General features: G+C 44.1%; 16 protein-coding genes and 2 pseudogenes. 14 read left to right on the top strand and 4 right to left on the bottom strand.

Annotation, left to right across the window (positions count from 1 at the left end; all coding sequences use genetic code 11):
- Nucleotides 1–322 precede the first annotated feature (322 nt).
- The 3 genes from coaA (at nucleotide 323) to FFM80_RS10770 (ending at nucleotide 3,541) form a co-directional block, all read left to right on the top strand.
- Nucleotides 323–1,246 carry a type I pantothenate kinase gene (gene coaA / locus FFM80_RS10780; protein WP_137640796.1) on the top strand — a complete coding sequence of 308 codons (924 nt, stop codon included), beginning with the start codon at nucleotides 323–325 and terminating at the stop codon, nucleotides 1,244–1,246.
- 94 nt (nucleotides 1,247–1,340) lie between these two features.
- A complete protein-coding gene (guaA, locus tag FFM80_RS10775) occupies nucleotides 1,341–2,897 on the top strand; it encodes a glutamine-hydrolyzing GMP synthase (protein ID WP_137640795.1) in 1,557 nt (518 codons plus the stop codon).
- A gap of 233 nt (nucleotides 2,898–3,130) precedes the next feature.
- On the top strand, nucleotides 3,131–3,541 hold the full coding sequence (locus tag FFM80_RS10770; protein ID WP_137640794.1) for a DUF6508 domain-containing protein: 411 nt from the start codon (nucleotides 3,131–3,133) through the stop codon (nucleotides 3,539–3,541).
- 487 nt (nucleotides 3,542–4,028) lie between these two features.
- Here FFM80_RS10770 and FFM80_RS10765 read toward each other — a convergent pair whose 3' ends face one another.
- Entirely contained in the window at nucleotides 4,029–5,438 is a 1,410-nt protein-coding gene (locus tag FFM80_RS10765; RefSeq protein ID WP_171001087.1) for an MFS transporter, read from the bottom strand.
- Between the two features lie 109 nt (nucleotides 5,439–5,547).
- Between FFM80_RS10765 and FFM80_RS10760 the strand changes: the two genes are divergently transcribed.
- On the top strand, nucleotides 5,548–5,973 hold the full coding sequence (locus FFM80_RS10760) for a MerR family transcriptional regulator (RefSeq protein WP_171001086.1): 426 nt from the start codon (nucleotides 5,548–5,550) through the stop codon (nucleotides 5,971–5,973).
- Between the two features lie 500 nt (nucleotides 5,974–6,473).
- Here the strand turns inward: FFM80_RS10760 and FFM80_RS10755 are convergent, their stop codons facing one another.
- Nucleotides 6,474–7,343 carry a LysR family transcriptional regulator gene (locus tag FFM80_RS10755; RefSeq protein ID WP_137640791.1) on the bottom strand — a complete coding sequence of 290 codons (870 nt, stop codon included), beginning with the start codon at nucleotides 7,341–7,343 and terminating at the stop codon, nucleotides 6,474–6,476.
- Between the two features lie 191 nt (nucleotides 7,344–7,534).
- On the opposite strand from FFM80_RS10755, the pseudogene citD reads away from it, so the two are divergent.
- The 7 genes and pseudogenes from citD to nadC all read left to right on the top strand — a co-directional run bounded on the left by citD (nucleotide 7,535) and on the right by nadC (nucleotide 15,036).
- Nucleotides 7,535–7,817 (top strand): annotated as a pseudogene (gene citD / locus FFM80_RS14760) (citrate lyase acyl carrier protein).
- Nucleotides 7,818–8,717 (top strand): annotated as a pseudogene (locus tag FFM80_RS10745) (aldolase/citrate lyase family protein).
- The gene (gene citF, locus FFM80_RS10740; protein ID WP_137640790.1) at nucleotides 8,714–10,261 is read left to right on the top strand and encodes a citrate lyase subunit alpha; all 1,548 of its coding nucleotides are present in this window, start codon (nucleotides 8,714–8,716) and stop codon (nucleotides 10,259–10,261) included. Before FFM80_RS10745 ends, citF begins: the two are co-directional and overlap by 4 nt.
- Before the next feature lie 178 nt (nucleotides 10,262–10,439).
- Nucleotides 10,440–11,498 carry a [citrate (pro-3S)-lyase] ligase gene (gene citC, locus FFM80_RS10735; RefSeq protein WP_137640789.1) on the top strand — a complete coding sequence of 353 codons (1,059 nt, stop codon included), beginning with the start codon at nucleotides 10,440–10,442 and terminating at the stop codon, nucleotides 11,496–11,498.
- Between the two features lie 350 nt (nucleotides 11,499–11,848).
- Entirely contained in the window at nucleotides 11,849–12,652 is an 804-nt protein-coding gene (locus FFM80_RS10730; RefSeq protein WP_137640788.1) for a metallophosphoesterase, read from the top strand.
- A gap of 361 nt (nucleotides 12,653–13,013) precedes the next feature.
- A complete protein-coding gene (locus FFM80_RS10725) occupies nucleotides 13,014–14,213 on the top strand; it encodes an MFS transporter (protein ID WP_137640787.1) in 1,200 nt (399 codons plus the stop codon).
- Nucleotides 14,197–15,036: a carboxylating nicotinate-nucleotide diphosphorylase gene (gene nadC / locus FFM80_RS10720; RefSeq protein WP_223877343.1), complete on the top strand. Its 840-nt coding sequence runs from the start codon at nucleotides 14,197–14,199 to the stop codon at nucleotides 15,034–15,036. Before FFM80_RS10725 ends, nadC begins: the two co-directional genes overlap by 17 nt.
- Before the next feature lie 88 nt (nucleotides 15,037–15,124).
- Here nadC and FFM80_RS10715 read toward each other — a convergent pair whose 3' ends face one another.
- Nucleotides 15,125–15,427 (bottom strand): hypothetical protein, encoded by a 303-nt coding sequence (locus FFM80_RS10715; RefSeq protein ID WP_137640785.1) that lies wholly within the window; start codon nucleotides 15,425–15,427, stop codon nucleotides 15,125–15,127.
- A gap of 115 nt (nucleotides 15,428–15,542) precedes the next feature.
- The gene (locus FFM80_RS10710) at nucleotides 15,543–16,085 is read right to left on the bottom strand and encodes a sigma-70 RNA polymerase sigma factor region 4 domain-containing protein (RefSeq protein ID WP_137640784.1); all 543 of its coding nucleotides are present in this window, start codon (nucleotides 16,083–16,085) and stop codon (nucleotides 15,543–15,545) included.
- Nucleotides 16,086–16,352: 267 nt separating this feature from the next.
- On the opposite strand from FFM80_RS10710, the gene FFM80_RS10705 reads away from it, so the two are divergent.
- From FFM80_RS10705 to FFM80_RS10695, 3 genes are all read left to right on the top strand, one after another.
- Nucleotides 16,353–17,111 (top strand): hypothetical protein, encoded by a 759-nt coding sequence (locus FFM80_RS10705; RefSeq protein ID WP_137640783.1) that lies wholly within the window; start codon nucleotides 16,353–16,355, stop codon nucleotides 17,109–17,111.
- Nucleotides 17,112–17,340: 229 nt separating this feature from the next.
- Nucleotides 17,341–19,155 carry a DUF2075 domain-containing protein gene (locus tag FFM80_RS10700; RefSeq protein ID WP_223877342.1) on the top strand — a complete coding sequence of 605 codons (1,815 nt, stop codon included), beginning with the start codon at nucleotides 17,341–17,343 and terminating at the stop codon, nucleotides 19,153–19,155.
- Entirely contained in the window at nucleotides 19,156–19,443 is a 288-nt protein-coding gene (locus FFM80_RS10695) for a nucleotide pyrophosphohydrolase (RefSeq protein WP_137640782.1), read from the top strand.
- Nucleotides 19,444–19,655: the final 212 nt, after the last annotated feature.

The following is a 19,655-nucleotide window of genomic DNA, read 5'->3' as shown; positions in this document are numbered from 1 at the left end:
GTGTCGTTTATCTTAGTCGTGGTTTTCGACTTAGATAAAGCCCGGCTTTCGAGACCGTGCCTTGGCTCGAAAACGTGGCCACCACGTTCCAGCCGATTCTGGTCCAACCAGAGTGGCAATTTAAGCCAACTAGCACCAAACGTGTTGTTAATGTATCGGCGGTCCTTTTTTAGAATCTGTGCGGGAAATTACAGGAGAGGTAAGCATAAAAGCTAGTTAGATTTGAGATGATTTACAGGGCCTTTTTCCGAAATCACCCTAGAGAACCGGCTAATCTATGCTATAATCAAGCCATTAATTTAGTAATGGTGGCAGACAGACTATGGAAGAGCAACTCAACTACTATCGCTTCTCACGGGAACAGTGGAAGCAGTTTTACCGCAACGGGCACGTGCCGTTGACGGCGGAAAATTTACATGAAATCAAAGCGTTTAATGACCGCATTAGTATCGAAGATGTGCGTGAAATCTATTTACCAGTCGCCCATTTATTGCAGGCGAAGTTTGAACACTACTTGTCTTGGCGGGAGACGGAATCGTCATTCTTACGTCGGCAAAACAAGCAATCGCCCTTCATCATTGGGGTCTCCGGTAGTGTGGCAGTTGGGAAGACGACGACGGCCCGGTTACTGGAACTATTATTCAAATACTTATATCCGGATCGGCGCACACAGTTGATTACGACCGATGGCTTCTTGTATTCCAATGCGGAGTTGAAAAAGATGCAGCTGATGGAACGCAAAGGTTTTCCGGAAAGCTATAACATGCCGCGCTTGATTCAATTCTTAAATGATATTAAAAGTGGCAAGCCACTCGCAAAATCACCGGTGTATTCGCACCAGACATACGATATTGTGCCGAATCGTTTTAACGTGATTACCCATCCGGACATTTTAATCGTCGAAGGGATCAACGTCTTACAATTGCCGACGAATCAACATATCTATATCAGTGATTTCACCGACTTTTCCGTGTATGTCGATGCGGACCCGGATCTGATTGAGACTTGGTACTTAGATCGGTTTGAAGCCTTGATGAAGACCGCCTTTCAAGATCCGAAGAACTATTTCTATCCATGGGCGATTGGTGACCATGGTGAAGCGATTGAAATGGCCAAACGGGTCTGGGAAGACGTAGATTTAAAAAACTTGAATGATTATATCTTGCCGACCCGGAATCGTGCGGATTTGATTTTGCACAAAGTCGCACACCATTTAATCGATGCGGTCTACTTCCGCAAGTATTAGGTCGCTAAGAATTTTCTCATAACCATTGACCGAACGTTCAGAAATCAGTATTATAGAGCTATTGAGCAACAAATAATCCAAAGGAGTGAACAACTTGGCAAAAACGGACACCGCGTCATTCGACTCGATTCTCGTGTTGGATTTTGGGAGTCAATATAACCAATTGATTACCCGGCGCATTCGTGATTTCGGTGTTTATTCGGAATTGTTACCGAATACGATTACCGCTGAAGAAATCAAAGCCCGCCACCCGAAAGGGATTGTCTTTTCTGGTGGTCCCAATAGTGTTTACGATGATGGCGCCTTTCGGGTTGATCCGGCAATCTTTAAGTTAGGAATTCCAATCTTGGGGATTTGTTACGGGATGCAACTGATGACTTACTCACTTGACGGTGGGAAGGTTGAATCCGCGGATAACCGCGAATACGGAAAAGCCAACATCCAAGTCACTAGTGACCAAGCGGACTTGTTTAAGGATACGCCTAAGGAACAATCAGTTTGGATGAGTCATGGTGACTTGGTAACGCAAGCACCCGATGGCTTTGAAGTGGTTGCCACAAGTAAGAATTGCCCGATTGCGGCGATTCAAGATGTTGATCGGAAGCTGTATGGGATTCAATTCCATGCCGAAGTCCGCAACACCGATTATGGTAACGACATCTTGCGGCACTTTGCCTTTGATGTTTGCCAAGCAGAAGCTAACTGGTCAATGGATGACTTTATCGACATGCAGATCGAAAAGATCCGCGCTGAAGTTGGCAACAAAAAAGTCTTACTCGGCCTATCTGGCGGGGTTGACTCTAGCGTGGTCGGCGTCTTATTGCATAAGGCGATTGGCACGCAATTAACCAGTATTTTCGTCGACCATGGTCTGTTACGTAAAGGCGAAGCTGATCAAGTTATGGCGAGCTTGGAAGGTAAATTTGGCTTGAACATCATCAAAGTTAATGCCAAAGAACGCTTCATGAGTAAGCTTGCTGGGGTCAGTGATCCGGAACAAAAACGGAAGATTATTGGTAACGAATTTATCCAAGTCTTCGATGAAGAAGCCACTAAGCTGCATGGTATGGAATTCCTTGCGCAAGGGACGTTGTATACCGATGTCATCGAAAGCGGAACGTCAACTGCACAAACCATCAAGTCGCATCATAACGTTGGTGGGTTGCCAGAAGACATGCAATTTAAGCTAATTGAACCTTTACGGACCTTGTTCAAGGATGAAGCTCGTGAATTAGGTGAAAAGCTGGGTATGCCTTCTGCCTTAGTTTGGCGCCAACCATTCCCAGGTCCCGGCCTCGGGATTCGAGTGATTGGTGAAATTACCGAAGATAAATTGGCAATTGTCCGTGATAGTGACTTCATCTTACGGGATGAAATCAAAAAAGCCGGCTTAGACCGCGATATCTGGCAATACTTCACCGTCTTGCCAGGCTTCAAGAGTGTCGGTGTCATGGGTGATGGTCGGACTTACGACTACACCGTTGGGATTCGGGCAGTAACTTCAATTGACGGGATGACCGCCGACTTTGCCCGCATTCCTTGGGACGTCTTGCAGAAGATTTCGGTGCGGATCGTCAATGAAGTCGATCACGTTAATCGGATCGTGTATGACGTGACGAGTAAGCCACCTTCGACTATTGAGTGGGAATAGGATTTTGTTTCAATCCGTCCCATTCAAACCGTGTCAATCATGCAGATGGTGCTTCAAACGGCCGTTGTGATTGATCCTTAAAACGGATAAAAAACAATGAATTCATGTGAGAGCATGGTACCAAATATGGTATCATGCTCTTTTTTGAATATCATATTTATTCTTCGTTTTGTAAACGGTCATTGATTTGGTAAGGATTTTTGAAATTAATAAAATAACCATAGGGGATTAAAATGAAAAAATATGGGGAACTGACAAGGTATATTTCGATCCTTGAAACTGATGATGGGGGGCGTTGGGCGCCAGTTCAAGGCAAAGGTACTAAGGCAGAGCCGATGCAGTTACCATTTGTGACTTATTCGGCAGCAGTCTATCAATTTATTAAAGATTTTTACTTTTTTGAAAAAGCTAAGGCACCTTACGTGCATCAATATAATCAGTTATTAGATAGTCAGGGGATTAAGTTGAATTCAGAATTCTTGACCATTGAGCGAATTGGAACTTTCGATGATGAAACAGTGATGACTGTAATCATGGGGATTATTCGCAATGATCGTTTTGCGGAGGGCACGTTGCGTCATTTTCTTAAAAATGGTGTGATGGTGCTGCTGTTGAAACGGTTAGCCGCTTTGGATGAAGAATGAGGCGTATTTGTTGGTTATTGGTGATTAAAAGTGGATTTTCTACACCGCGGATAGTGCGAGAATTAAGATGGCGTTTATAGTGATTAATTATCAAGTAAAGATAAGCAATTCTGGCATTCGATGTGATGCCTATAAAAACTAAAGTCATTTTTTAGAAATTTTCGGCCTGAATTTTGTGTGTCAATGTTTGCTAATAAGGATATCTGAGTAGCGGTAAAGCAAATCTTTCAGACGACGGATGGTCGATGCTATGACACGATGTATCCGGATTTACTTGAAGCTTCAAAACCGTATCTGGATTTACCTGAATAATGGTAGCCGTATTATATATGATATGAGACAACCGTCTTCTAGTTTATGACTAACTGTGAAGGCGGTTGTTTTGTTTATCATAAGCTGATTGGTGATTATTTTTAAAGCTATACAAAAAAGATTAACCCCAGTTGCTGAGATTAATCTTTTCTGAATCAATAAAAAATTTAATTTATTAGCGTGGTTGCTTGTCTTGGCGACGACTCATAACGAGTAATAAAGTTAGTATCATTAAGATTGCGGTCACCACAAAGGCGATGTGCATGCCAGCGACAAACCAGTCTGGGTGCTTAGCAGAGATTGTTGTGACATGATGACCAGCTTTTACACTCATCGTTAAATATAGGGACAGGTTAGCCAATACAACGCCGAGCACCTGGCCGATATTAGTGAGTAGCGATTGGACGGCGCCAGCAACACCTAGTTGAGGTTGTGGGATTGCCGTCATGATTAAAGTCGTGTTATTTGAAACAAATAATCCGGTACCGATACCATTGATGGCTGTCGCGACCAGCATCCATACAATCGCCGTGGTGGCACCAAAGGTCGTATACATTAATTGAGCCACTAATAGCAGGCAGGCGCCAATGATGATGATTGATTTACGATTGAAGCGATCGCCAAGACTCCCACCAAATGGGGCGGTAAATGCCATGACTACTGGAAAGGCAATCATCATTAAACCGGCGGCCCCCACTGACCATTTTAATAAATTCTGCAAGTAAAACGGGAAAACAATATCGAAAAATGAATTAACCATCATTACCAGCACCATTGCGAGTAAACTCAAGGTAAATCGCTGATTTGAGAATAGGCTTAGGTCCAGCATGGGGTCAGTATGATGATGTTCTTGCCAGCTAAACCAGACTAGTAACACCACCGACACGACTAGTAATCCCAGAACAAACGGCTGTGAAAAGCCACGGCTTTGTCCGGTTTCGAGCCACAGAATGACTGCTGCGATACCTAAGAATAAAAGCAATGCCCCCAGCCAATCGAAATGAGTGGGAAGTTGCTTCTTGGGGTCTCTTGGTAGATAGCGGATTCCCATAATGATGGCGATGACGCCAATTGGCAGGTTAATCATGAAAATGGAATTCCACATCCAATGTTGTAAGAGCAAGCCTCCCAGCGCTGGTCCCGCAATGAAACCGGCTGAAATGAATAATGTATTGTAGCCAATTGCTTGCCCTCGAGTCTCTGGTGGAAAGATTTGAGCAATTAAGCCATAACTGTTGGCCATAGTTGCGGCCGATCCAATGGCTTGGACGACGCGGGCGACTAATAAATAATTGAAGCTAACTGGAATGCTGGCCAATAGTGACCCAATGGTAAACGTAATCATACCGAACATAAAAACTCGGCTTTTTCCTAAGGTATCGCCAAGACGACCCCCAATAATCAGTAATCCCGACATGACAACCATGTAGATGATGACGATATAAGCGGTTGTACTGGTTGGCACGTGAAAATCGTGGGCCAGGATCGGCAATGCAATGTTAACGATTGATGAGTCAAGATTACCCATGATAGTGAATAAGCCAATTGCCACTAAGGCTAGCCAAATGTGTTTCGTTTGATTCAAAATTCTTCCTCCTAATGCGTGATGCTTTGCGCTAAAATCGAACAACATTGACAAGTCTAGCAGGCTCGCGTTAGGCTAAGGCAAGCATAAATTTCAGGAGGATTTTATTTTGACAACAATCAAAGTAGCAGCTGAGACGTTGGGGGTGACTGCTAACGCGTTACGGTATTACGAGCGGGTTGGCGTGCTTGATCCGATTCAGCGCGATGATAATGGTGTTCGGCATTATAATGATGATGATCTTGAAAGAGCCCGGTTGGCGTTAATCTTACGAGACATGGGAATGCCGGTTAAAGCGGTGCGGCAAGCTATGCATCAAACGGGTAGCAACCCGACTGTTGATGATTTGACCGCGTTTCGGTCGATGCTGGTCAAGCTATCGGTTCAAATTGATGAAGAACTGGTTCGGGTTAGTGCGGAGCAAGCGCATATTGTGGATAAGATTGCGATGGTCGATGCAAGTATTGAGCAGCAATTGAAGCAAGCCCATAGTGGCCTTGAACCATCTCCGAATGATCTGAACGGTCGCTGCTGATCAATTCGTAGTTGGCCTAAAATAGCTTTGGAACTATTAGGCTTTGCACAATGCATATGGTTGGTGTTAGTTGGCTTAAATGGTTAATTCTGGTCCGCCCAGTGTATTTATAAGCTAACGTTAAGTTATTACAGCTAGGAACCTTTAGCCAAGAGGTTGGTTGCTAAAATGCTGAGTACGGTACTTTTTGGACTTAGGTCGGAGTCAGTTTTAAAACCCAAAGCTAGTCTGAGCGGATAAGACCAACTAGGGTGGCCAGTCATATTTGGTTAGCACTGAGCATGTGGGAATGAGACCTAATCGTAACTATTTTCTGTTCTAAATATTCCTCATCGACGCAGACATTAAAGGTGAGGATCTTAATAGTAAAAAAATAAAAGCCATCGTGGCTTTTATTTTTTTGCCTGGGGCTGAGTTGAACTGACCAAGCATATGACGAAATAGTTGAAACCTGAATAATAGATTTTATCTGATAGCATCATTTAACCCAAGCTGTTAACTTAGTTGGGTAGTTCTGATTTAGCAGTTAGAACGTCCATGAAAGCCGCGACGGGTGGTAAATTTAAAGCTTCGGATTTTGCCATGGCGTAGGTGCTTCGCGTAAATGGGCGGTTATTCAAAGTTAGTGGTTCAGCGTAACCATCAAAGTTGGTTAAGGCAATTGCCGGGACGAGCGCCCAGCCTAATCCGTGGCGGACGAATTCGACGCAGGAGGTTAAGTTGTTGACGACCAGTGTCTGGTGGCTTAGGACGGGTAAGTGGTTTTCAATCAGCCAATCCGTCATGTCATCTTGAAAGTGACGATCTGTTTTTCGCTGGATATAAGGTAGTTCAAGGATGTGTTGCCGATCCGTTGCCGATTGACAGATCAAATCAATCGGCTCGGTAGCTAGGGGGCGTTTTATGAGTGGCCCATTGAACTCACCGCGAATGATGCCGATGTCAACCTCATCACCCGTGAGTAATTTTTGATAAATAACGCGACTATAATCAATCGTAATGTTCAGCCGAACTTTTGGATATAAGGCTTGAAATTTCACTAATAAAGCCGGGAGTTTATACTGCGCATAATCAATCGAACACCCGAGCTTAAGGGTGCCACCGACTGCCAAATCGTCGATGGCTAAGGTGTCTTGTAGGTCATTAGTTAATTTTCGGATTTGTTGTGCCGTCTGAACAGCGGCTTCACCGGCTGATGTGAATTGAACGCCGAGATTGGTTCGCCGGACTAGCTTTGAGTTTAGGCGCTTTTCGAGTTGCATTAATCTTTTTGAGAGTGAGGATTGGTTAATAAAGAGTAGTTCGGCTGCGTGTGTAATGCTGTGTGTACGTTGGATGGCAAGCAACATTTCAATATCTTTACTGTTCATGAGCAACTACCTCTCTTCATCGGATATGACCGCTAGTACATTCATTATAAGCCAACTATTTATGATAGTAATGACAAAATTATTTTTGTTATGCCTTTTGTGCATGACTATAATGCTATTTTTACCTTTTACGAACTTGATTTAACCAGCTATGATGAAAGCATAATCAAAGTTATTCAGGGGGCGCGAAGATGAAAATTACGACACAAGCGATTGCTGGGACCTTGGAGTCTAGCGATGCGCAAGTCATGTTACTACCAAGCGCTGATGGGTTGAAAGTTGACCTAGACAGTAGCGTTTTTGATCAGTATGGTCAGCATATTATTGAATTGGTAGAAGAGTTGGCCAATCGATGCCGGCACAATCAAGATCATCGATAAAGGGGCGCTGGACTGTACGATCAAAGCTCGAATTGAAACCGCTTACTATCGTTCGATTGGCAAGAAGATTGATCTAACATGGGAGGTGCTTTAAATGGTTGTTACTAAACGGATTCGACGCTCAATGATTTTTTTGAATACCCAACGAGCAGCCCTCGTTAAAGACGCCTTCGTCTACCAGCCTGATTGTGTCATCTTTGACTTAGAGGACGCGGTCGCTGAAAGTGAAAAAGACGCTGCTTGAATCCAGTTATACCAAACGCTTACGCAGTTAGATTATCAAGGCGTCGAACGTTGGGTGCGGGTTAACGCACTAGATTCTGAGCTCATTAATGAAGATATACGTGCGGCAGTAGCTGGTGGTGCGGAAGGCATTCGATTACCCAAAACGGAAACCGGCGCGGAAGTTAAGGAAGCGGCTAGCAAGATCGAAGCTGCTGAAAAGGAATTTGGCAAGGAAGTTGGGTCGACAATGCTGATGGCGGCCTTGGAATCACCGTTAGGAATTATGAATGCGTATGAGATTGCCACGGCAAATGATCGGATGATGGGGATTGCGCTAAGTGCGGGGGATTATACGCGAACGATGCATGCAAAACGGACGGTAGCTGGGACTGAACTCTTCGGTGCGCGCTCACAAATGCTAATTGCGGCTCGAGCAGCGGGAGTCATGGCCTTTGATACCGTTTATACCGATACTGATAACGAAGCGGGGTTCAAGGATGAACTGCGGTTAATTAAGAATATGGGGTTTGATGGTAAATCCTGCATCAATCCCAAGCAAATTGGCATTACACACGCTATCTTCAATCCAACCGCACCGGAAATTCAGCATGCCGAACACGTTATGCAAGCCGTTCATGATAGTAAGGCAAACGGTGTTGGGGTCTTAACGGTTGATGGTAAGATGGTCGATATTGCATGGGTTGAAGGGGCAGAACGGACCTTAAAGCTTGCAAAAGCTGCCGGAATTTATAAGGGGGCACTAGTATGATTAACAAAATTGGTCGTGAGATTCCAGATGAATTTTTAAAGCATGGTGTCGAACCTTTTCAAGGTATTTATTATCGTGATGGTTACAGCTATCAAAAAGCAGCCCCTAAAGTCCGGGCCTTTATTAAGCCCAATGGAGACAAGCTAGTTGCGTCAATTCATGATGTGATTGTAAAGTCAGGTCTGCAAGATGGAATGACTATTTCGTTTCATCATCATCTTCGTGACGGCGACTTCGTGGTCAATCTGGTGATGAAAGCCATTCACCAGATTGGTATTAAAGATTTAACGGTCTGTGCAAGTAGTCTGGGGAAAGCACATGATTATTTAGTGCCCTGTATCGAGGATGGGACAGTCACCGGTATTTCAACGAGTGGGATTAGAGACGAAATCGGAAAAGTAGTTTCTGAAGGAAAGCTAAAGCATCCTGCTGTCATTAGATCACACGGTGGTCGGGCCCGGGCTATTGAAGATGGTACCGTTAAAATCGATGTTGCTTTTATCGGGGCAGCAACTAGTGATTCATATGGGAATGCTAGCGGTAAAGGGGGTTCGGCGGATACTGGGGTCTTGTCCTATGCTGATGGGGATGCTAAGTATGCCGATAAGGTGGTTATTATTACCGATACGCTTGTGGCGGCGCCCAACTTTCCGGCCAGTATCGCCGGTGTCGATGTTGATTATGTGGTCAAAGTCGATTCAATCGGTGATCCGAAGAAAATTGCGACGGGAGCGCTGCGGTTAACTAAGGATACGCGTGAATTGAATATGGCTAAGGAAGTTGCTAAATGTATGTATCACTCAGGCTATTTCAAAGATGGCTTTAGTTTTCAAACGGGTGCTGGCGGGCCGTCTTTAGCGACAACGACGTTCTTAAAGCAGTATATGGATGCAGCGCACATTAAGTGTGGCTGGGCTATGGGTGGCGTGACCGAGCCGATTATTGACTTGTTTGACGAAGGTTACGTTAATCGAGTTTTGGATGATCAAGCGTTTGACTTGGCCGCGGTAAAGTCTGCCCAGACTAAGAATCATTTTGAAATCTCGGCTTCCCAATATGCCAATCCTTTTAATAAAGGGGCTTTTGTTAATCAGTTAAGCTTTGTTATTTTGGGTGCTTTGGAGATTGATACAGATTTTAACGTCAACGTTGTGCAAGGTTCAAATGGCGTTTTGCGTGGTGCACCAGGCGGGCATCCGGATACGGCTGCTGGGGCGGCCGTTTCTATCATCGTTGCACCGTTGATTCGGAGTCGGATGCCAACGGTACGAGATCATGTAACGTCAGTGACCACGCCGGGTGAGAGTATTGATATTTTAGTGACGGATTATGGGGTAGCGGTTAACCCACAGCGTCAGGATTTATTAAACGCATTTGAAGGGACGACGATTCCGCTTAAAACCATTGAGGAACTCCGTGATTTGGCTTATAAGTATGCTGGAAAGCCGGCTCCCGTGGCGTTTGACGACAAAGTAGTTGCGCTCGTTGAATATCGTGATGGCACTATTATTGATGTGATTCGCAAGCCTAAGCGCCTGGATTAAGCCAATTAAGCTAAATGCGGTTTTGGTTGCGACCGGCAATGACATTAGGTTGATACAAGTGAAGGATTGATTGGTAATCAGCCAGTCAATCCTATTTTATTAAGGCATGCTCTGCAATTAGATGTTAGCTGGGCAATGCGAGGGGACTTAGACACTATGGGTATGATGAGGAAGAAAAATGGATGAGGTAGTTGTGGATCTATATTTAAGCCATGCGACTGTCAAAGCCGAATGGCAGGCGTTTTTGACGTCACTTGGGATTACTAATTTTTCGGCTAAAGAAGTTGATCAGCTTGATTTTACACTGGGAATTTACCAGCATGATCAGTTAGTCGCAACCGGTTCAGTGGCTGGAAACGTGCTCAAGTACATCGGTGTCTGTAATAAAGGTGTGACGGCTGGGGCGCGCTTCAATATGATTGTGAGTGAATTAATCAATCGGGCCTTTCACCGGCAAAACTTTCATTTAATGGTCTTTACCAAGTCGGACTATGCGGCCAGCTTTCAGCACCTTGGTTTTCAGGAACTGGCGCATTCGGCTACCGCTGCCTTACTCGAAACTGGAAATCCGAATATCAGCGATTATTTAAAGCAGCTGCCACGAGTACAACCGCTGCAGCATCCCAAAATAGGCAGTATTGTGATGAATGCTAATCCCTTTACCAAGGGTCATCGTTACTTAGTGGAACAGGCAGCGCTGGAAAATGATTACGTTTACGTCTTTGTGGTGCATGCCGAGGCGTCCTTATTCAAAACTAAGGAGCGATTTGAGTTGGTGCGGGCCGGTACTGCCGATTTAGCCAATGTCATGGTTATCGATGGTGGTGAGTACATGGTCAGTTATGCGACGTTTCCGGCTTACTTTTTGAAATCGACAGAAGAGGTGATTAAATACCAAACCACGCTTGATGCACGGTTATTCCGCGAGTCGATTGCACCGGCTTTAGGTATTACTAGCCGGTATGTGGGCTCAGAACCGTTGTCCCGAACGACTTCGATCTATAATGATGTTTTAAAAGCTGAATTACCGCCTGTAATCACTTTGACTGTGGTTGATCGTAAGCAAACCGACGATGGTAACTGGATAACGGCAACGCAGGTTCGTCAGTTAATCGCTACTCATCAGATAGAGAAGCTGGCGGGGCTAGTGCCTCCAACGACCTTAGCGTTCATTGAACAGCATCAAGAGGCGTTATTGGATAGGATTAGGGCGGGTGTTAGAATTGCTGGGAATTAGTAATTGGCTTATAAATTAGAAAGTTAGTCTGGTTTGGTGGTATCAGGATCGGATTTTGCTGGAGAGTTATAAGCTTACCAGTTCACACTAAACGGGCGGCGTGAGTAGCCTTTAAAACGGATAGAAGACGATAGATTTATGTGAGAGCATGATCCCAAGTATGGTATCATGCTCTTTTTCGAATATCATATGGTACGAGCAGGATTTTCCATTAATATAAGATTTAATCTTCGCTTTGCCAGTAGAGACTGATTTGATGGGAGATTTAGGTTAGCAATGTAAGTGGTAGAATTACTATCATGTACATTCGATTGGTATTTGTTTTTTAGGATGAGTGGAAAGGAAAGCGTATGAATTATACATTTATTGGTGATATTCATTCTGCGGCGGATGACTTAGAGTTACTTTTGAAAGCACCAGCCTTACAAAATAGTCGATTAATATTTTTAGGTGATTACATTGATGGCCGCCCATCACGGATTGGAACAAAGAAGGTTGATAGTTTAAATCCCTTGGCGGTGTTGGACATGATTATGGTTAGAGTTAAAGAACATGGTGATGTTGCCTTGCTAGGTAATCATGATGATTTTTGGTTGCAAACGGCCAAGGGTGATGATTTAAGTTATCAAACGTGGCGGCTAAATGGTGGTGCTAGGACATGGCGACGCTTAGGGCTTAAGTCTAATAGTCCGCTTGTTATTGCAGATGCTTTAAAGCAAGCTCCATTGTTACGATACACCCAGTTTTTGTCCCAGTTACCAATAACCTGGATGAATGCTAACATAATGGCAGTGCATGCGGGAATTGATTGGCAGCGACCGTTAGATCAACAAGTCCGTGATGATATGTTATGGATTCGTGATGACTATTACTTTGATAAAAGTGGGACTTGGCATCATAATTTGGTAAATAAAGTTATTGTGACAGGACATACACCAGTTCAAGTACTCAAAGATGATGGTTATGGTTATATTAAAATGCAGGCTGATGAAAAGGATATACCGCGTTATTTAATCGATGCAGGTAGTCGATCTGGTGCTAAAAATGGTGGTATTTTTGCGTTAACACTTTCCAAGACGGGTGAGGTTATTGCTAAAAATTGGGTGGTTAGTGGTCGGCTGATGGATGGAAATCAGCCGTATAACTTAGAATGATTAGATTATATATAATGCCAGTTAACTGGCTGAAGTCTCTAAGACATAAAATAACCTAAACAGACACCAATGCAATATTAGATGGGCCGAGTTTTCAAACAAATTAATCTTCATTTTTAAGATGACTGTTTAAGCTCATTTCTTGGAAACTCAGATTCTTCCTAAATAAATTGCGTTCGAGCGCGCACAGTTTAATCGTTTAACAAATGTCAGTTATTGAGTAAGCTATTAAAATTATTACTCATTGACACAAACGTCAAAGACGAGTATCTTGATACCCAAGGAATAAAAGTCATTGTGACTTTTATTTTTTAACTAAATAAAAGTAAATATTACTTTTATTATACTTTGGGGGAATTAGATGCAATTATTGAAGGAATACCGGCTGTTAGCCATTATTGGTACGGCCTGGTTGTTTGATGCGATGGATGTCGCAATGTTGTCCTTTATTATGCCGTTGATCAAAACGGAATGGCAACTGGCACCGGCGCAATTGGGGTTAGTTGGGGCCACGACGTCGTTAGGGATGGTCGTGGGTGCGTTGATTTGTGGGGCGTTGGCGGATCGGATTGGTCGAAAACACGTGTTGATTTTGACCTTAGCCATCTTTTCAATTGGCAATCTGTTATTAACGTTGACGCCGAATATTATGGCGTTTATCGCTGTGCGCTTTTTAACGGGGATTGGTCTTGGTGGCGAATTACCGGTCGCGGCGACATTAGTGGCAGATAGTTATCAAGGCACGCAACGTTCGAAGATGTTAGTGCTAGCGGATAGCTTTTGGGCGATTGGTTGGATTGTGGCGTCATTATTAGCCTTTTGGGTCATGCCGCTGATTGGTTGGCGGCTCACGGTATTAATCACCGCCTGCACGATTTTATATACGTTATTATTACGGCGGCATTTACCAGAAACACCGATTGAACCACAAACGCGGCCTTCATATAAAGTCTTGTGGCGGACGCCAGTTTTTCGTCGGAAGACGCTGTTATTGGGGCTACTCTGGTTCATCGTCATGTTGACGTATTACGGGATGTTCCTATGGCTGCCAAGTATCTTGGTCATGCGGGGCTTTTCGATTGTTCACAGCTTTAGCTATACGTTATTGATGAGTTTGGCGCAGTTACCTGGGTACTATTTAGCCGCCTTCTTAATGGGAAAAATCAGTCGGAAGTCTGTTTTGACGATTTATTTGAGTGGCACGATTGTGAGTGCGTTGGCCTTTAGCTTGGCCGGCAGTAATTTCTCAGTCTTGTTGAGTGGCGCCTGGCTATCCTTCTTCGACCTCGGTGCTTGGGGAACCTTAATTGCGTTAACGCCTAGTCAATTTCCACAAGCCATTCGGGGAACCGGGATGGGTGCTGCGCAGTCGATTGGTCGCATTGGTGCGATGATTGGGCCATATGTAGTCGGCTTGCTTTTACAAATTAAGATGCCTTTACCTGGGATTTTCGGGATCTTCGTCATCTTATTATTATTGGGAATTGCTATCTTAACTTGGGGCGTTCATGATGTCGATGCCCAACAGAAAGCGGGCGTTGCTAGTGATCTTAAGTCCTAGTCAGCTTCAACCAGCCATCGCTAACTTCTTAGCTGAAGACCTCGGTCGCGGTGATATCAGTACACTAACGTTACCGAATCAATTGGTAACGGGCGAAATTATTGCGAAACAAGCGGGGATCTTGGCGGGGCAGGTGATTCCGCCAGTCGTGGCGCAAATATTAAGTGAACATGGTCACTATGAAGCAGTCATCGGTGATGGCACTTGGGTGACGCCGGGAACGGTAGTCGGTCGCATGACTGCCCCAATCGTAGAATTGTTGGCCGGTGAACGGGTGATGCTTAATCTGATGCAACGGATGAGTGGCATTGCCACGGCCACCGATGCGGCTATTAAGGAATTAGCTGACCCAAAGATTGCTATTTTAGATACTCGGAAAACATTACCCGGGTTACGGCAATTTGATAAAGCCGCCGTGGTGATTGGCGGCGGACAAAGCCATCGCTTCGGTCTCGACGATGCTGTGATGATTAAAGATAATCATTGGGTGTTGATCGATGATTTGCCGACCACGGTCCAAGCGCTACGACGACAGATTGGGCCGACGAAGATTATTGAAGTCGAAGTTGAAACACGGACCCAATTACAGGCGGCAGTTGCGAGTCAGGTGGAGATGATTATGATCGATAATCAATCACCAGCAACGGTTAAAGCGTGGCGGCAATTGATCCCCAAACCGATTAAAGTGGAAGTCTCAGGCGGCATTACGCCAACCACTTTGGCACAGTATGCGGGGACTGGTGTTGATTATATTTCGTTGGGGTATCTCACGCATAGTGTTACGGCGTTGGATTTATCTTTGGAGATTGAAACTGACAAGTAAGCCATATTAGTAGCAAGTATAAAAATTAGCCCATTACCTTAGACTCGTTTAAAACGGTCAGATAATGGGCTAATTTTTTTGGTTGAAACTACTTTTCGTCTAAATCTAATAAGTTATCTTTAGGATCATGGTGCAAGATAGTGGCGCTACCTGAGTCACGGAGTTCTCGCCACCAGGTTTCTTGTTGTGGTGAGAATGACAACTCGTTGATGTTACGGATATAATTGACGGCACTAGCAGCGTGTGCGGCCAGGTCGCTAACGTCAGTACCAGCTTCGAGTCGTTGATACGCTTTTAGCAACGGCTTTTGCAACCGTGTATCGTCAGTTGAGTTGTACAGTTGCTTGATCAAGGTCTTTACTTGGGTGTTACGGGTGTTCGTTTCAGTCATATTAAATGCCCCCTCTAATAATGATGACCAATCTACGTGATCACAAGTAGCTTGGCCAATTGACTGTAATTTCAGTGTAGCACTAGTTATGATGGCCATCAAAGTGAATGGAGAATTACGGTTGTTGATGATAAAGGTCGGTTGCGCGTTTGAGTAGACTGGCACGCCAGTTAAACACGGTGCGGCGACTGACGCCGTGGGTATGCATAATGTCCGCCACCGATTGTTCTTCTAAAAAGAATTCGGTCAGATAAATCCGTTCACCCGGTTTACATTGATCCAGCAAGGCGGTTAATAAGTCGGTCAGTAACCATTCGCGTTCCTTAACGGCCATCGGTATGACACTCATGTCAGCCGCGGCATCTAACGGGACTTGGTGTTGGGCTCTCAGTGTCTGTTTCCTTAAATAGTCAACCGTGCGCCATTTAATGCGGCGAAAGGCGAACTTTCGGAAATCGGTGAGGTTAGCGGGTAAGTCCGGTTCAAAATTCTGGTAGGTCGATAGCCAAGTCAGGTGGGCCGTGGTAACGCAATCCTCAAAGTGAGGATGACCCCGAGTGACATTGGCTGCTTTTAAGGCGCCGTACAAGAGTCGTTGGTGTTCTGGCTGGGCTAATAGGTCAAAAGCTGCTTGGTTTTCAAATCGATCAGTTCGCATGAAGTTATTCCTTTATTGGTTAGTTTTACCTTGGCCAAGGTTAGGTTCAGTATAAGTGGACGAACGTTGGGTGACTAGTTAACAAAAACGATACTTTTTAGCTAAAAACGAACCAAAAGCCTACTAATAGTAGTATTGTTATGATTTTGAAGCTTCAAATTTGCTATTTTCAGAAAACTAAGGCAATCTATGAAAGAAATAGTCATTTTGTATGGATAAGTCTGTCAGTATCGGCTTAAAGGCCGCATCTATAAAGGAGTTTCAAGTATGATAACAAGTTTCCGTGAACGGGTTCATCGTGATGAACAGTATTGGCCACCAACCGTTGACTGCTATGATTTAACGGATTTAGAAGGACTGTTGATTCGGGGGCAACGAATCGATGGGGTGCAAGTGGACTATTTGAAGACTTTCTTTGTTCTTGACACGCGTCATTTGATTAATACCGCCAATGCAATTATTTTGGATAGTGAGCGGGGCATCGTCAGTACGAGTCAGACAGTGCCACAATTAATGCAAGTCGTCATGCAGAGTCTCCGGGTCGGGTCGCAACAGCGCATGCGTGATTTGGTGGGGTTATTAGGCATGTCCAAGCATAAACTACCAATGATTTGTAAGGACATGCAGTTTTTGCCGGTCACTTTTCGGCATTTACCAGGTCATCATTGGTTTGGCGGTCATCAATATTGTCAGGCTGAAGCGGATGGCACCGGCACGACCATTCAATTGTGGAATGGGGTGCGTTTAAGTGTGCCCATTACAAAACGCGCTGTCGTGAAACAAATTCAGCGAGCGAAGTTCTTACAATTGCAATTGGCGGCGGATGATGCTTACTATCAACGATATTTGTATGGTGGTGCCATTGCTGGCAGTCAATTAGCAGATGAATTGGAATATGCTGGTTATCGGAATTTCAGCCAACGATTGAATCTGGAACAGTATGGCTTGCCAGTTGATGGGGATGATCTGGAAGGGTGGTTATTGGCTTATTTTGGCGGTCGTTGTAAGTCTGAGCAGGTTGTGTAATGTTGAATCCGGCTATCGTCTAATTGAAAGACACAGTTGATCGTTAGGGTTACACTAACAACAGTGGTCAATTCTCAAGGGTACTGGTTACCGAGACTGACCGCTATTTTTGTGTCGTAAAACAGTTAGGTTTAACGCCATCAGTGAAATTATTGAAAAGGTATCGACAGGTTACCGTGGTTTATTAGATAATAGGTATAACGAATACATAGATTGGAGCATTGCAAACTTGGATGAGACTAAATCAGTTGAACCACGGGTGGAAGTTAAGCCGGTTGTGGATGTGGTTCCTTACAATGTTGATTATGAAGAGGCTTTAGAAGCGAGCAGCCATGATGATGAGCTTATCTTTGAATATCCGACTGTTTATGTAATTACGGATAAGTCGGATAAGCCACGGCAAAATAGGTTACCAGCATTTACCGTTTATGTTGGTGAGACGAGCAATATTGGTCAACGGACGCGGCAACATCTAGATGATGATGCCAAAATCAGAGCAGATTGGAAAAAACTCAAAGATAGTCCGCATGCGGAAATGATGGTGGTTGGTGATCAGTATTTTAATAAGTCGCTAACTTTAGATATCGAAAACCGTTTGATGATGTACTTATTGAGTGTTGACCATATTCAGCATTTGAATAATCGGCGGACGAATCCCCAACGGAAGTATTTTATGTCGGATCAATTTGACCAGATTTTTGCTGGTGTCTGGGAGGCCTTGCGAGATAAGAAGCCGGAACTGTTCCCAGTGCAAAAAGATGTTGAAAATTCGGCCATCTTCAAAGCCTCACCCTTTCATTCACTCAATGAAAAGCAACTTGCGGGTAAAAATGAAATCTTTGATCGGGTTGAACAAGTCCTAACCCGTGCAAAGCAAGTGGATAATGAAAAGGCAGCGGTCATATTTATTGCAGGTCAAGCCGGAACGGGTAAAACCGTATTATTAAGCAACTTATTCAATGATTTGGTTAATAGTCAATTGACTGGTGATCGGGCGGTGACGTTGCTGATTAATCATAACGAACAGTTGACTGTGTACAAGCAGATTGCCCATAAGTTAGGGCTAGATCGCGATAATGAAGATATTGTTAGTAAACCGACCCACTTCATCAATGAACATAAAAAGCCAGGTTCAAAGAAGGCTGATGTTATTTTAGTCGATGAAGCGCATCTGCTATGGACTCAAGGTAAACAATCCTATCAAGGTAAAAATCAGTTGGATGATTTATTGAAGCTGGCAAAAGTGGTCATCATTGTTTTTGACAAGTATCAAATCCTGACGACTGAAGAGTATATGGACGATGAAGCGATTCGTGAACTAGAAGCGACTGCATCGCGTACCGGAAACACGATTACTTTGGAAGGTCAGGAACGAATGGATGCCAGCGCTGAGACGGTTGACTGGTTGCACCAATTAGCCATTAATCAACAATTGGATAAGATTCCGGACGATGAGCACTATGACTTAAAAGTAGCCCGCACACCGGATGAACTCTATCAAAAGATTAAGTATTTGGATCAAAAGAAAGGCAACGCACCTGCAAGTCTAGCCAGAATGTTGGCGACTTTCGATTGGAAGTTTGTTAAGGCTAAAAAGCTAGTCGATGGTGATACGTGGAATGTAAAGGTCGGCACTTGGGAGTTACCTTGGAACTTACAAGTGAAGGTTAAGTCACGGAAACAAAAAAAGAAGAATAAGACACTGGCTTGGGCTGAACAACCGCAAACCATTGGCGAGGTGGGGTCAACGTTTACCATTCAAGGGTTTGACTTGAACTATGCCGGCTTAATTATTGGCCCTTCGGTAACGTACCGGGATGGGAAAGTTGTCTTTAATCCCAGTGCGAGCATGAATGGTCATGCAACGAAACACCGAACTTGGAAAGGGAAGTCGATCTCAGTGGCAAAAGAGTTGTTACGCAATGAATTAAATGTTTTGCTGACGCGCGGTGTGCACGGCTTATATCTTTATGCCGTGGATGATGCGTTGCAACAGGCTTTATTGACTGCCGCTGGTACCAAACATATTCTGGAGGACTTATAGATGACCTATCAAGAAGTAGAACAAGCGTTGATTGCTTTTCGTGATAAAAAGGGTTGGCAAAAATATCATAATTTAAAGGATCTAGCCCTTTCTTTGAATTTGGAAGCCAGTGAAGTACTGGAGATTTTCCAATGGCAACCGAGCAATCATGACTTAAGTGATGAGGAACGCCAACATTTGGAAGAAGAGTTAGCAGATACGTTGATTTATGCATTTTATATGTGTGAAAAACTTCAGGTTGATCCGTTAGACATTGTTGCCAAGAAGATGAAGTTCAATCAAGGCTGACATTGGAAGACGGAAGATTAGCTTTGAAGGTTAACTAAACTAAGGGGATTTTTGTAAATGAAGAAGACATTGTTATTAGGGTCTGTTTGAAAACATCTTTTTTAGGTATAATCTTGGTAAAAACGAATTGAGGTCTTACCATGACAGTGCCTAAACGTTATGAACTTGAAGATGACCAGTGGGAACGCATTGCTTCACTATTTCCACCATAT

Source organism: Lactiplantibacillus dongliensis (assembly GCF_005405105.1).
GTDB classification, from domain to species: Bacteria; Bacillota; Bacilli; order Lactobacillales; family Lactobacillaceae; genus Lactiplantibacillus; species Lactiplantibacillus dongliensis.
This window is presented reverse-complemented; position numbering and strand designations above follow the sequence as displayed.